The following is a 12,634-nucleotide window of genomic DNA, read 5'->3' as shown; positions in this document are numbered from 1 at the left end:
GGTAGCAGACGTCCGCCGGCCGGGGTGGCCGGCGGACGTCTGCTACCTGAGAGGGACGGGTACGGGGCCCCTACCTGAGAGCTACGGGTACGGCCCCCTACCTGAGAGGGACGGGACTTGAGGGGTACGGGTATGTCAGCCCCGTACCCCTGCGGAGCCACCCTCAGCCGTACATCCTGCGCATCGCGAACTCCACCATCTGCTCGACCGCCTTCGCGTCGAACACCATCCGGTGCTCGCCCTCCATGTCGAGGACGAAGCCGTACCCCGTGGGGAGCAGGTCGATGACCTCGGCACCGGTGATGACGAAGTACTTGGACTCCTTGCCGGCGTAGCGGCGCAGCTCCTTGAGCGAGCTGAACATGGGGATGACCGGCTGCTGGGTGTTGTGCAGGGCGAGGAAGCCGGGGGTGTCCCCGCGCGGGCAGTACACCTTCGACGTCGCGAAGATCTGCTGGAAGTCCTCGGCGGCCATCTGCCCCGTGGTGAACGCCCGCACCGCGTCGGACAGCGACGGAGGCGACGGTTCCGGATAGAGGGGCGGCTGCTGACCGTACCCACCGACCCCACCGGGCTGCTGCGGCGGCGCGTACTGCTGCTGGGCGGCACCCTCACCCATGGGCTGGCCGTATCCGTACATGCCTCCAGCCTATCGAGAGTCGGGGGAGGGCTGGGGCGCGGGCGGGTGTGCGAGGGCGAGCGGGCACTGCCCATCAGGCCACAGACGGGTCATCCGGCAGTGTTGCGGGCGAGTGCCACAAGACCGGCAAACGCTTCACCGGTCAGCGCAAGGTGAGGCCCCTTCGGAAACTTGCTGTCACGGACCAGGATCACCCCCGTCGTCAGCGCGTAACCGGGGGACCACTCTATGCACTGCCCCCCTTCGGGCCCGCTGAACGACGACTTGACCCACTGGGCCTGTGTCGGGTCAATGCCATCACTCATCTTGTGCGCTCCTCGAACATGTGCAGGATGTGGGCAACCGATGCGTCAGGGGACAACGCATCGGCCCTCAACCGATCGTATGTCTCCAACGCGTTGGCCACGGTGGCCGCATCCTCGTACAGACGCCCTCCTGGCTGGCCTTCTGCGTGCAGGACGGTGGGCGAGTCGTTGAAGGCCAGCATCGTAAAAGCTGAGCCGGTAGCAGGCGCACCCGCCACGAAAGGAAGAACTTGCAGGGTGACATGAGGTGACTGCGCTTCCAGAAGAAGCCGTTCAAGTTGCCGCGTCATGACCCCCGGACCGCCGACTTGTGTCCAAAGGCAGGCTTCGTGCAGGACGACCCACAACAGCGGAGGGGCTTCCCGCTCCATCACGTCGTGGCGCTGTATGCGCGTAGTGACCTTGCCCTCGATGGTGGCTGCGCTTCTGCGAGGGCTGTCCGCCCGGAATGTTGCCCTCGCGTACTCCTCCGTCTGCAACATGCCCATGATGAATGTTGTCGAGTAGTCGAAGATCCGACTCGCACGCCGTTCAAGTTGCAGATAGGGCGCGAACCAGGATGGTGCCCCGCCCTCAAGGACACGTTGAAGCTGCCGAACGAACAGCGTGCCCGTACCGAAGGTGCGGTCACACCCCTCCGCGAACTTCTCTGCCGCGACAATCGTGCCCGACTCCACCTTGCTCACATAGCTCTCTGAGTAGCCCGTGGCGCCACCTAGCCCCCGCTGAGTGATCCGGCGTGCTGTGCGGACTTGCTTCACGTCCAAGCCGAAGCTCTCTAACGGATTCAAGTTCTTCCGAGGTGTGTCAGTGCCCACGCCCGTGACCTCCCATGATGGCTCTCTGATCAAGTGCGGCTCGCAGGAACGAACTTGAATAATGCCGTTCAAGTCTCCATAGGATAGGGCGCTTGTGCTCCCCTGGACCCTCAGAAAGCAAACAGGCCAGGGGTTTGGAACCGTGAGCGATCAGAGAGTGCCTCCCCCTGCCTGTGGCGGGGCGGAGTTGCACAAGCAGCGGTTGCACCGCCCCGGTAGTGAAACCACTACGGAAAGGAGCGGCCGTGTCCGGCAGGACCCTGTCTGCGGCGCAGAACCCCCCACCCGTTCCGGCTGTGGGCACGATCATGATCGACGAGCACGACCGCATCGGAGAGTTCCTCGGCGAGGAGCACGGTCAGTGGTGGTTGCGGCCCCTCAAGGGCGGCACCGAGTGGACGGTGAAGCCCGGCGAGGCCGAGCCGGCGCCCTCGGGCTGGGGGCTCCGCGCGAAAGTCGCCCTCGTGAACGAACGGACCGCGCGACGAGGTGAGCTGACGTGACGTCTCAACTTCCCTCCCCGGTCGGGTACTTGTGCTCGGTGCGTGCTGAGGGTCGCGTGCAGGGCACTGGCCGCGCGGCGGGATACGTCTTCGACGCCTTCCAGACGATCTCACCGGTCCTCGCGCTGCGATGGCTTCACCATCAGGCCCTGTACCTCGCCCGTCAGGTGGCTCCCGACGTGTACGCACTGGACTGGGCTCCCCCGGGGGCGTTCCACGCGCGTGTGTCCGACTGCGACCCCGCCGGCGAACTCCGGGCCTGGGCCGCGTATTTCGTACCGCACGGTGAGGCCCAACGGCATCTGAGGGAAGGGAACCCGCTCACGGCCGTTGTGGACGACGCGGACGCGCAGTGCCGGTTCCTGCTGTCCGCGCTGCCGATACGTGCACGGGTAGGCGATCTCCGTCCCGAGCCCCCGCCCTGGTCGCCTGAGTCGTGCCGACGGCGATACGACTCTTCCCCTTCCGACCAGGGCGGGCCGAAACACCGAAGGAGACGCGGTGCCCCGTCGTACACCTGAGGAAGTCCGCGCGGCGGAAGCCAAGTTCACCGAGCAACGCGAATCGGTGATCGAGCGCTACCGGAACGGGGAGTCCGCTGCCTCGCTGTCCCGCAAGTTCCGGGTAAGCCCGGCATGGGTCGCCGGACAGATGGAGGCGTGGGGTGTTGAGGTCCGGGACTCGGGGGCTGCCGGACGCGCGAGCGGTACCCGGAGCCGCCCCTTCTGAAGACGCCGCTCCCTGCCCCATGAACGTGCGCTCTGGGGCAGGGGGCGGGAACCAACCCCGATCGGCTTTCTGCATGGCGGCTGACGGCCGACCGGGGCCACACATCAAGTACACAAGGAGAACGAGCCCATGGGCAAGATGATCACGCTGGAAGCGGTTCCCCGGCACCTCCCCCCGGACGTCCCGGACGAGGGCGACGGTTCGGCCCTCTTCGACCACGAGTGAAGGCGGGAGTCAACGGTATGGCTCACTCGGACGTCAGCATGTCCACCCCGCCCCGGCGCAGGATCGGCGCCGTCGTCGTGGTCCTGGACCAGGCCGAGCGCGTACTTCTGGTGCAGCCCACCTACAAGTCGGGAACGTGGCAGCTCCCCGGCGGGAGCGCTCAGGCGGGGGAGGCACCGGCGGATGCGGCGGCGCGTGAACTCGCCGAAGAAACCGGCCTGATCCGCGAGATCACCCACGCCCTCGTCATCGACTACATGCCCGCGCGGGCCGAGACCGCCGAGGGATACAACATCGTCGCGGACGGGAGGACGGCGACCCCCGAAGAGGTTGACGCCGTGGCTGTGCCCGCCAGTGCGGCCGACGAGCTGTCGGCGCTCAAGTGGGTGCCCCTGGACGCCCTCGACCTCTACGTGGAGACCTACCAGGAACGCCGTATCCGGGAAGCCGTGACCGCTCTCAAGAACGGTCTCCGCATCCCGATCCTCACGCGCGGCGAACCCGCCGCCTGACCACCGCCATGGACCAAGGCAAGGGAAGGGGAACCATGACCACGCTCATCGAACCGCCCGCTGTACCCTCGCTGCCCGCCATCCAGTCGCTGGAACTGGAGATCACCGGGAAGTGCCAACTCACGTGCACGCATTGCCTCACGGAGTCCAGCCCGCAGGCAACGCACGGCACGATGACCCCCGAGGACTGGCGTGCGGTGATCGTCGACGCCGCCGCGCTCGGCATCGAAACCATTCAGCTCATCGGGGGTGAGCCCACCGTCCACCCCCACTGGCGGGAGTTCGCCGACCTCGCGTTGTCCCTGGGGCGGCGCGTCGAGGTCTTCAGCAACCTGTTCCACGTCAAGCCTGAGTGGTGGGAGCTGTTCACCCGCGCCGATGTGCGGCTCGGGACGAGTTACTACAGCGACGAGCCGGAGGAGCACGACAGGATCACGGGCCGTAAGGGCAGTTACCTGCGGACCCGGGCCAACATCGAGAGGGCTCTGAGCCTCGGTGTCCGCCTCCGGGTCGGGATGGTGGCCGTACTGCCGGGACAGCGGATCGACGAGGGCCGCGCCGAGCTGGAGTCCATGGGCGTGAAGCAGATCAACTCGGACCGGGCGCGTGCCGTGGGCCGCGCCGCACTCCCTGGCGCCGCACCGGAGCTGGACGAGATGTGCGGCAGGTGCACCCGGGGACGTGCGGCCGTTCTGCCGGACGGGAACCTCGCCGGGTGCGTACTCGCGCGCGACTTCCCGGTGGGAAACGTCCGCAGGACCCGGCTCGCCGACCTGCTGGGTGGTACGGCGTGGGCGGAACTCTCGGCACGCATCCCCGCACCCCGTGCCGCGTGCCCCCCGAACGACTCGGGTGACTGCGAACCCTCGAACACCGAAGCGTGCGACCCGGCGTACTGACGCGAAAGGCCCGACGACATGGACTGGGAGAGCAAGGCCCGCGCCTTGGCGGACAGGGTGACGGCCCCGGACTCGCGGTGGCTCGCGCCCGTCGCCCGTACCCCCCGTCACAAGCTGGTCCCGCGCTGGTGGGAGACGGACGACGAGGGGCGGTGGGTGCTGTGGGACGGGCCGAGCGACCCGGACGCGTGGGCCGAAGCGGCGTACGCGGACCGCTCGTTGGTCACCCGGGTCGGCCCGCTGCACGCGGACCGGGCGAACCCCGGCGACCGGCCCGACGGGGCGCCCACGTCGTCGGCCACGATGCCCGGCCTGGTCGTCCAGATGCTGCGCCACGGCCGGCTCGGGGACGGACTGTCGGTTCTGGACCTCGGCACCGGGGCGGGCGGACTCGCCGCGTACGCCTGCCACCGGCTCGGGGACCACTGCGTGACCAGCCTGGACGTGGACCCCCACCTGGTCGGCGCGGCGGGGGAACGGCTCGCCGCCATGGGCCACCGTCCGAAGATGATCACCGCGGACGCCACGCGGTGGGTACCGGGCTCGTACGACCGGATCGTGGCCACCGTCGCCCTGCCCCCGGGCCCTGGACTCCGGCCCGTGGTGGGGGCGTTGGAGCCCGGCGGACGTCTGGTGACGACACTCGCGCGCACCTGTCTGCTCGTCACCGGCTGGAAGGAACAGTCCGGAGACGTGGTCGGACGAGTGGAGCGGGACATGGCGGGGTTCATGCTCAGCCGCTCCGGCGACGACTACCCGCCCGGGCTCGGCGCCCTGTTCACCCTCGCCCGCGAGGCGGACGGCGACGTGAGCACGGGGCGCTACCCCGTCGTGGACGTCGCGAACGCGTGGGAACTGCGCTCCATGCTGGAAATCACCGCCCCGGGAACGGAATCCGCCTTCGACACCAGCGAGCGCACACGGACCGCGTACCTCGCACACCCCGACGGCTCATGGGCGCGCGCGTCCGCCGAGTGGACAAACCCCCCGGAAGTCCACCAGGGCGGCCCGCAACGCCTCTGGGACACCCTCGAACGCATCCGCAACCGCCTCAACACCCAAGGCTCACTGCCCCTGCTCGGCGCGAACGTCCGCATCACACCCGACGGCGTGTGCCACCTCGCACGCGGACGCTGGAGCGCAACCGTCGGCGAGCAGTAGCCCCGGTACGGCGGACGCGCCCCGGCGCCGGACCGGTCCGCCCCCTTGTGCGGGGTGCCGCTGCGCTCCGAGCGGTGAGAGCGCCACACCCCGCCCCGCCTGTGTGCCCCGTGGCGCGCGGGCGGGGCTTCTTTCCCTCTCCCACACCCAAGGATGACGTCCGGCGATGCCGCTGCAATGCACTGCCTTCACCCCGGTCCCGCACGGCCAGGGGATGACCGCCGTCATGAGGATGACGGACATACCCGAGGACGAGATCGGGGACATACTCGCGGAGTTCCCGGATTTCTCGCTGTGTGACCTGGGGGAGCACGACGAGGTGACAGGGCACGGCTCTGTGCTGTGGGTTCTCAGCCCCCCGCAGGAGACGGCGCTGTGGGTGCGTTGGGTGCAAGTCGACGGGGGCGTCATACACCGGTTCGAGCTCTTGCCGTTCTGCCTCGCCACGGCCCCCGAGGACTCCCGAGACAGCGACACCGAATGCGCACTGTTCGCCGACCACCCCGTAGATCACAGCTGGGATGTAACCGACCCCTTAAAAAGCGCACTCGCGCGCCTCACCCCCGCCGACTACCGGAGAGTGACCGGACTGGATGACCATGACCGTCCCGAGGACTAGTCGCCCTGGCGCTCGTCCTCGCCGGCCGGATCGGGCTGCCGAACCTGTACGTACGTGCCTTTCCCCCACTCGGTGTAGACCAGTCCGCGCTCCCTGAGCACCCCCACGGCCCGCCGGGCAGTCATACGGGCGACCCCGAAACGCTCGGACAGTTCGGCGTCACTAGGGATGCGGTCTCCCGGCCCGTACGTCCCGTTCTGGATCTCCGCTGCGAGCGCGTCAAGCACCCGTAGGTACGGGGCACGGGGCGTGTACGAGGGCTGCGGTCGCTCGGGCATGGCGAAAGCGTAGACAACGGGTCACCCCATGGCGACTTAGACCAGTAGAACAGTTGTATGGGTAGATGACTTAGAGGAGTTGCTCTATCGTCGTCCCAGAACGAACAGAAACGCCCCGGGCGGACCGGTCCTAAGCGGTCCACCCGGGGCTCGCCAAGACAGCTTTAGGGAGCTGACTGACGTATGCGCGATGTTATCGCCCGTGCCCTCGCCTGGGTGCTCGCCGTCCTCACCCCCCGCCGTCGCCCCGGGCGTCACAGCGCCGAATTCCTGGCGGTGCAGCCGCAGGTCACCGCCACCACTCCAGACGTCACCCCTGCTTCTCCCTGGTCCCGTCCGTGGACGAGTCCTACGAAAGCGGAAGCCGCAGCGATGTTCCGGCAGCAGAACGCGGCCACGCTCGAACTCCACCAACAGCGGGAACGGCTCCACGCGCTCACTCTCGCCACGATGGGCGTCGACTACCCGTACACCTACCCCGGTGCCCCCTTCGGTCCCGAGGTGTTTGCCGCAGCACCCGAGGGGTTTGCCGCAGCAGGGGTGAACGCATGAACCGCGACGCACTGACCAACGAACTTCCCGCCCCCTTCGGTGCCGTGTGCTGCCACTGCGAACGGTGGAGCGCTGCGGCGATCCCCTGCCGCTACATCGAGCGCGCGAGCGGCCCCGGAGTCACCCTCTACGCCTGCCCGGACTGCGTCCTCGTCGTCGGCGTGGGACCCATGGCGGATGACATGATCCACAACACCCCGCCCCCGCACCGACACACGACGTGAAAGGCCGCGACGTCCGGGCCGAGCGCGTCGCCACCAAGATCGAGGACGCCCTCGACAGCTGGCGGCTCCTGTCCTGACGTACGTCGCCCGCTGCTGAACGAGGCCCCAGGCTCACCCCAGCCTGGGGCCTCGCCACACTGTGGGACGGGCACCGCCGGTGACCACTCCCGCCTGTCGGTGCCCAGCAAACCGCCACCCCCGGAAACCGACAGCCGATCGACAGCCCCCGGCCTGGCCCGGGACCGCCCTGCGCTCATAGCGTCTGACTAGGCAGGCAACGGATCGGCGGAGGGACGGCTATGCGGCGACGTGACGACGAGCGCGACCAGCACGCGGGCGAAGGGGTGGACGAGCACGACCGGGGGTTGTCGTACGACCTTCCCGTGCTCGCCCGGCGGCGGATGATCCGGTTGATGGCGGGGGTGGGGCTGGTGCCGGTCGTGGGGTGCAGTGCGGAGGGGGAGGGTGCGCCGGCGGCGTCGGGTTCGTCGGCCTCTTCGGGGAGCCCGGCGTCGAGTGGGGCCGCCGACTCCGCCGAGTGCGCCGTGATCCCCGAGGAGACCGCCGGGCCCTATCCCGGGGACGGGTCGAACGGGGTCAACGTGCTCAAGGAGAGCGGTGTCGTGCGTAGCGACATCACGAAGAGCTTCGGGAACTCGGCGGGCGGTACCGCTGAGGGCGTACCTCTCAAGGTCACCTTGACCGTCGTGGACTCGGCCTCCGGGTGTAGTACCCCCAAGAAGGGCGCGGCCGTCTACATCTGGCAGGCCGACCGGGCCGGGGACTACTCCCTGTACACCGAGGGGGTGACGGACGAGAACTACCTGAGGGGGGTGCAGGAGGCGGATGCGAAGGGGCAGGTCACCTTCACCAGTGTCTTTCCGGGGTGCTACCCGGGGCGCTGGCCGCACATCCACTTCGAGGTGTACGGCTCCCTCGCGGACGCGACCGCGGCGACGGCGATCACGAACACCTCGCAGCTGGCCTTCCCGAAGGACGTCTGCGACACGGTGTACGCGACGGAGGGGTACGCCGGAAGTATCACCAACCTGGCCCGTCTCACTCTGGAGACGGACATGGTCTTCCGGGACGGTCACGAGCAGCAGATGGCGTCCGTGGAGGGGAGTTTGGAGAAGGGGTACACGGCCACGCTGACCGTCGCGGTGTGACCAGTCACAGTTGGCCGGATCGGGGTTGCCACTTATTACCGGCGGGTAGCATCATCGTAGCTACTAGCTGGTACGTGAAACCACCGCGCGAGGAACACAGTGCCTCGCCGATCTCTTGACGGAGCCATCACCATGGGGCACTACAAGTCGAACCTCCGCGACATCGAGTTCAACCTCTTCGAAGTCCTGGGCCGCGACAAGCTGTACGGCACGGGCCTGTTCGAGGAGATGGACGTGGACACCGCGAAGAGTGTCCTGTCGGAGCTGACGCGGCTGTCGGAGAACGAGCTGGCCGAGTCCTTCGCGGACGCCGACCGCAACCCGCCGGTCTTCGACCCCGAGACCAGCACCGCGCCGGTCACGCCGTCCTTCAAGAAGTCGTACAAGGCGTTCATGGACTCCGAGTACTGGCGGCTCGGCCTGCCGGAGGAGATCGGCGGGACGACCGCGCCGCCGTCCCTGATCTGGGCGTACGCGGAGCTGATCCTCGGCGCGAACCCGGCCGTGTGGATGTACTCCTCCGGCCCGGCGTTCGCGCGCATCCTCTTCGAGGAGGGCACCGAGGAGCAGAAGAACTGGGCGCGGATCGCGGTCGAGAAGACCTGGGGCTCCACCATGGTGCTGACCGAGCCGGACGCCGGTTCGGACGTCGGCGCGGGTCGTACCAAGGCGGTACAGCAGGAGGACGGCTCCTGGCACATCGAGGGTGTGAAGCGGTTCATCACCTCGGGTGAGCACGACATGGAGGAGAACATCCTCCACTACGTCCTCGCGCGCCCCGAGGGTGCCGGTCCTGGTACCAAGGGACTGTCCCTGTTCCTGGTCCCCAAGTATCACTTCGACTCCGAGACCGGCGAGCTGGGCGAGCGCAACGGCGTGTACGCCACGAACGTCGAGCACAAGATGGGCCTCAAGGCGTCCAACACCTGCGAGATGACGTTCGGCGACCGCCACCCCGCCAAGGGCTGGCTGATCGGCGACAAGCACGACGGCATCCGCCAGATGTTCCGCATCATCGAGTTCGCCCGCATGATGGTCGGCACGAAGGCGATCTCCACCCTCTCCACCGGCTACCTCAACGCCCTCGAGTACGCCAAGGAGCGCGTGCAGGGCACGGACCTCGCGGCGTTCGGCGACAAGGCCGCGCCGAAGGTCACCGTCACGCACCACCCCGACGTACGGCGCTCGCTCATCACCCAGAAGGCGTACGCCGAGGGTATGAGGGCGCTCGTCCTCTACACCGCCTCCGTCCAGGACGCGATCGCGGTCAAGGAGGCGAACGGCGAGGACGCGAAGGCCGAGCACGCGCTCAACGACCTGCTCCTGCCGATCGTCAAGGGCTACGGGTCGGAGAAGGGGTACGAGCAGCTCGCGCAGTCGCTCCAGACCTTCGGTGGCTCCGGGTTCCTCCAGGAGTACCCGATCGAGCAGTACATCCGGGACGCGAAGATCGACACCCTCTACGAGGGCACGACCGCGATCCAGGGCCAGGACTTCTTCTTCCGCAAGATCGTCCGCAACCAGGGCGCCGCGCTGAACGGCCTCGCCGAGGACATCAAGAAGTTCCTCGCGCTGGGCACGGGCGGCGAGGAACTCTCGGGCGCGCGGGAGCACTTGGCGAAGGCGGCCGTCGAGCTGGAAGCCATCGTCGGGCTGATGCTGACCGACCTCGCGGCGACCGAGCAGGACGTCAAGAACATCTACAAGGTCGGGCTCAACACGACCCGCCTGCTGATGGCGTCGGGTGACGTCGTCGTGGGGTACCTGCTCCTCAAGGGCGCTGCCGTCGCCGCCGAGAAGCTGGAGACGGCCTCCGCGAAGGACAAGCCCTTCTACACCGGCAAGATCGCCGCCGCGAAGTTCTTCGCCGCGAACGTCCTGCCCGGCGTGACGCTGGCCCGCAAGGTCGCCTCCGGCGTGGAGCTGGACCTGATGGAGCTGGACGAGGCGGCGTTCTGAGAGATCGCCGGTCTCGCCAACGGGCTGTGCGCTGACGCCTGTTGAGCTGCGTGTGAGTGGGTTCCGTCCGGGGTCGGGCGGGGCCCACTCGTGCGTTCAGCCGACGGGAGCGGGCGCAGCCCGGATGATCAGCCCTTTTCGGACGTTCTCCGAATCGTGCGCCGGAGCTATGCCTTCCGCCTCCTCCCGCCCTTAGCTTCATGGCTGCACCAAGTTCAGCAAGCGACTCGTCCACCGCTCATGGAACCCACGCGTTCCAGCAGGAGGAAACGTGAAACGCTACTTGGTACTGGCAGCCGGCGCGCTGCTGTTCGCGGCGGGAACCACCTCCGCCGTCGCCGCGCCGACGGACGCGGCAGCGAAGCCGATGCAGGCACCCACCGGCGCGGTGAAGATCGTCAAGGGTGACAGCAGCGCGAGTCCGTCGGTCAAGCACGTGAACTACTGCAACAACTTCGTCAACCACGGCACTTGGTGGGAGGCGGACTGCAACGTCGACTACGGCCGGTCCGGTTCGTACACCCAGTGCTCGGACTTCACCCAGATCTGGGGCCCGCTGGTGGGCGTCGGCTACTGGCACTTCGTCGGCAACTGCTCCGGCCACGGAACGGTACGGAACTGGGGCGTCTACGACGGCTAGACCGTAAGTCGGACCGGCGTTCCGGTCCACGCCCCGCGCCGCGACGCTCGCGGCGCGGGGCGTGGAGCCGTTGCCGCGCCTGCGGATACTTCGTCCGGTTTCATCGCGAAATTACCGTTATTGCATTCAAGTTGCTTGTGCGCAGATACGGTTTTACTGTCACGGTCGACCACTTACTTTGCTTTATGTCTGTGCACGAGAAGAGTTCGCAGTGACCTTTCCACGACGCGCACTGTGTCTGAGCCTGCTGCCCGGCGCGCTCGTCCTGGGCCTGCTGGGAGCAGTTCCCAGCCCCGCCCGAGCCGATGACTCGGCGCCGGAGACCGACCGGGCCGAGGCGGTCCGGCTGTGGGAGACGGGTGGTCCGGGGGTCAAGGAGGCCGCGGAGGCCGCGCTCGTCGGCGGTGACGACGCCGTCCGGACGTTCCTCTCCCAGGCCGCCGACCTGTCGTACTCGGACGACCGGGTAGCCGCCTCCCGGCTCTACAACCTCGGCGGCCCCGCCCTCCGGAAGGCCGTCCGCGACGCGCTCAAGAGCAATGCGCCGGACACGGTCAGGGCGTTCCTCAAGGACGGGTGGCAGGCCCCGCTCCTCCAGGACCAGCGGGTACAGGTCTCGCAGATCATCAACGCGGGCGGCCCCGAGGTCCGGAAGGCCGGCATCGCCGCGCTCGGCAGCGGCTCGCCCGACAAGATCCGGGAGTTCCTCACCACCGGGCAGTACGACCGGCGCCGCCAGGACGAGCGCGTCCAGGTCGCGCAGCTCTTCGACGGGGCCGGCGCGAACGTGGGGGCCGCGGCCCGGATCGCGCTGGACGGCTCGCCGGCGGACGTCCACGCGTTCCTCCAGGTCGGCCGATACGTGGCCCGTGCCCACGACCAGGAACGCGCCACGATCGCCCGGCTGGACGCCCGGGCGGCGAAGTCGGGCAAGGACGCCGCCGCAGCGGCCCGCGCCGCACGGGCCGCGACCACCGTCAAGCAGGCCCGTATCCACGCCGCCGCGGCGCAGAAGGCGGCCAAAGCGGCCGGCGCGGATGTCACCGAGGCGAAGAAGGTCCACGACCTCGCCGTCCGTACCGACGCGGGAAAGCTGGCCGCACGGACCAACGAGGCCATCACCCGCGCCAGGGACCTCAAGGCCCAGGAGGACCAGCGCGCCGCCCGCCGGCAGGCCGCCGTCCGGGAGGCCGAGAACCTCCGGGCCGAGGCGGACGAACTCGCCCGACAGGCCGCCGAACCCGGCACCGACCCGGCGACGATCGCGCCCGAAGGCCGCGCCGTGGCCCTCGCGACCGCGAAGACGGGCCGCCCCCGGAGCCGGTCAGCGGCCCTCGCGGCCCTGTCCGGCAGTGACACCGGCATCGTCGCCTACCTCCGCACCGGCCGCGCGGACGCCGA

16 protein-coding genes are annotated in these 12,634 nt (G+C 68.6%); 12 read left to right on the top strand and 4 right to left on the bottom strand.

Translation table 11 applies throughout. The features are described 5' to 3' along the window. Nucleotides 1-163: 163 nt before the first annotated feature. The 3 genes from AOK24_RS18420 to AOK24_RS18410 all read right to left on the bottom strand — a co-directional run bounded on the left by AOK24_RS18420 (nucleotide 164) and on the right by AOK24_RS18410 (nucleotide 1,706). Nucleotides 164-640: an SseB family protein gene (locus AOK24_RS18420; protein WP_050371310.1), complete on the bottom strand. Its 477-nt coding sequence runs from the start codon at nucleotides 638-640 to the stop codon at nucleotides 164-166. Nucleotides 641-729: 89 nt separating this feature from the next. Beyond that, entirely contained in the window at nucleotides 730-945 is a 216-nt protein-coding gene (locus tag AOK24_RS18415; RefSeq protein ID WP_055721167.1) for a DUF397 domain-containing protein, read from the bottom strand. Beyond that, a complete protein-coding gene (locus tag AOK24_RS18410) occupies nucleotides 942-1,706 on the bottom strand; it encodes a helix-turn-helix domain-containing protein (RefSeq protein WP_338060939.1) in 765 nt (254 codons plus the stop codon). The genes AOK24_RS18415 and AOK24_RS18410 overlap by 4 nt, the downstream gene beginning before the upstream one ends. 302 nt (nucleotides 1,707-2,008) lie before the next feature. On the opposite strand from AOK24_RS18410, the gene AOK24_RS18405 reads away from it, so the two are divergent. The 6 genes from AOK24_RS18405 (at nucleotide 2,009) to AOK24_RS18385 (ending at nucleotide 6,411) form a co-directional block, all read left to right on the top strand. Further along, entirely contained in the window at nucleotides 2,009-2,266 is a 258-nt protein-coding gene (locus AOK24_RS18405; RefSeq protein ID WP_063799476.1) for a hypothetical protein, read from the top strand. Nucleotides 2,267-2,767: 501 nt separating this feature from the next. Continuing rightward, nucleotides 2,768-2,995 (top strand): hypothetical protein, encoded by a 228-nt coding sequence (locus AOK24_RS48560; protein WP_133258240.1) that lies wholly within the window; start codon nucleotides 2,768-2,770, stop codon nucleotides 2,993-2,995. 242 nt (nucleotides 2,996-3,237) lie between these two features. Next, on the top strand, nucleotides 3,238-3,732 hold the full coding sequence (locus tag AOK24_RS18400; RefSeq protein WP_055721165.1) for an NUDIX domain-containing protein: 495 nt from the start codon (nucleotides 3,238-3,240) through the stop codon (nucleotides 3,730-3,732). 35 nt (nucleotides 3,733-3,767) lie between these two features. Then, nucleotides 3,768-4,631, top strand: a complete 864-nt coding sequence (locus tag AOK24_RS18395; RefSeq protein WP_055721164.1) for a radical SAM/SPASM domain-containing protein — start codon at nucleotides 3,768-3,770, stop codon at nucleotides 4,629-4,631. A gap of 18 nt (nucleotides 4,632-4,649) precedes the next feature. Further along, complete coding sequence (locus AOK24_RS18390; RefSeq protein ID WP_055721163.1) at nucleotides 4,650-5,792, top strand: methyltransferase domain-containing protein; 1,143 nt, start codon at nucleotides 4,650-4,652, stop codon at nucleotides 5,790-5,792. Nucleotides 5,793-6,006: 214 nt separating this feature from the next. Beyond that, complete coding sequence (locus AOK24_RS18385; protein ID WP_133258241.1) at nucleotides 6,007-6,411, top strand: hypothetical protein; 405 nt, start codon at nucleotides 6,007-6,009, stop codon at nucleotides 6,409-6,411. Here the strand turns inward: AOK24_RS18385 and AOK24_RS18380 are convergent. After that, nucleotides 6,408-6,689 (bottom strand): GntR family transcriptional regulator, encoded by a 282-nt coding sequence (locus AOK24_RS18380; protein WP_055721161.1) that lies wholly within the window; start codon nucleotides 6,687-6,689, stop codon nucleotides 6,408-6,410. The two genes, AOK24_RS18385 and AOK24_RS18380, sit on opposite strands and share 4 nt — an antisense overlap. Nucleotides 6,690-6,872: 183 nt before the next feature. Between AOK24_RS18380 and AOK24_RS46015 the strand changes: the two genes are divergently transcribed. The 6 genes from AOK24_RS46015 to AOK24_RS18350 form a co-directional block, all read left to right on the top strand. After that, on the top strand, nucleotides 6,873-7,241 hold the full coding sequence (locus AOK24_RS46015) for a hypothetical protein (protein ID WP_079056871.1): 369 nt from the start codon (nucleotides 6,873-6,875) through the stop codon (nucleotides 7,239-7,241). Next, nucleotides 7,238-7,465: a hypothetical protein gene (locus AOK24_RS18370; RefSeq protein WP_055721159.1), complete on the top strand. Its 228-nt coding sequence runs from the start codon at nucleotides 7,238-7,240 to the stop codon at nucleotides 7,463-7,465. Before AOK24_RS46015 ends, AOK24_RS18370 begins: the two co-directional genes overlap by 4 nt. Nucleotides 7,466-7,764: 299 nt before the next feature. Next, a complete protein-coding gene (locus tag AOK24_RS18365; RefSeq protein WP_055721158.1) occupies nucleotides 7,765-8,634 on the top strand; it encodes a dioxygenase family protein in 870 nt (289 codons plus the stop codon). A gap of 132 nt (nucleotides 8,635-8,766) precedes the next feature. Then, nucleotides 8,767-10,593, top strand: a complete 1,827-nt coding sequence (locus tag AOK24_RS18360) for an acyl-CoA dehydrogenase (protein ID WP_055721157.1) — start codon at nucleotides 8,767-8,769, stop codon at nucleotides 10,591-10,593. 271 nt (nucleotides 10,594-10,864) lie between these two features. After that, nucleotides 10,865-11,233 carry a hypothetical protein gene (locus AOK24_RS18355; protein ID WP_055721156.1) on the top strand — a complete coding sequence of 123 codons (369 nt, stop codon included), beginning with the start codon at nucleotides 10,865-10,867 and terminating at the stop codon, nucleotides 11,231-11,233. A 211-nt stretch (nucleotides 11,234-11,444) separates the two neighbouring features. Next, a partial coding sequence (locus AOK24_RS18350; RefSeq protein WP_206191223.1) for an ALF repeat-containing protein occupies nucleotides 11,445-12,634 on the top strand: 1,190 nt, incomplete at its 3' end.

It is taken from the genome of Streptomyces niveiscabiei (genome assembly GCF_001419795.1).
Taxonomy (GTDB): Bacteria; Actinomycetota; Actinomycetes; order Streptomycetales; family Streptomycetaceae; genus Streptomyces; species Streptomyces niveiscabiei.
This window is presented reverse-complemented; position numbering and strand designations above follow the sequence as displayed.

Coding starts and splice junctions, on each gene's coding strand:
- AOK24_RS18420 (WP_050371310.1), bottom strand. CDS start 640: ATGTACGGATACGGCCAGCCCATGGGTGAGGGTGCCGCCCAGCAGCAG.
- AOK24_RS18365 (WP_055721158.1), top strand. CDS start 7,765: ATGCGGCGACGTGACGACGAGCGCGACCAGCACGCGGGCGAAGGGGTG.
- AOK24_RS18360 (WP_055721157.1), top strand. CDS start 8,767: ATGGGGCACTACAAGTCGAACCTCCGCGACATCGAGTTCAACCTCTTC.
- AOK24_RS18395 (WP_055721164.1), top strand. CDS start 3,768: ATGACCACGCTCATCGAACCGCCCGCTGTACCCTCGCTGCCCGCCATC.
- AOK24_RS18390 (WP_055721163.1), top strand. CDS start 4,650: ATGGACTGGGAGAGCAAGGCCCGCGCCTTGGCGGACAGGGTGACGGCC.
- AOK24_RS18415 (WP_055721167.1), bottom strand. CDS start 945: ATGAGTGATGGCATTGACCCGACACAGGCCCAGTGGGTCAAGTCGTCG.
- AOK24_RS18380 (WP_055721161.1), bottom strand. CDS start 6,689: ATGCCCGAGCGACCGCAGCCCTCGTACACGCCCCGTGCCCCGTACCTA.
- AOK24_RS18370 (WP_055721159.1), top strand. CDS start 7,238: ATGAACCGCGACGCACTGACCAACGAACTTCCCGCCCCCTTCGGTGCC.
- AOK24_RS18385 (WP_133258241.1), top strand. CDS start 6,007: ATGACCGCCGTCATGAGGATGACGGACATACCCGAGGACGAGATCGGG.
- AOK24_RS18400 (WP_055721165.1), top strand. CDS start 3,238: ATGGCTCACTCGGACGTCAGCATGTCCACCCCGCCCCGGCGCAGGATC.
- AOK24_RS46015 (WP_079056871.1), top strand. CDS start 6,873: ATGCGCGATGTTATCGCCCGTGCCCTCGCCTGGGTGCTCGCCGTCCTC.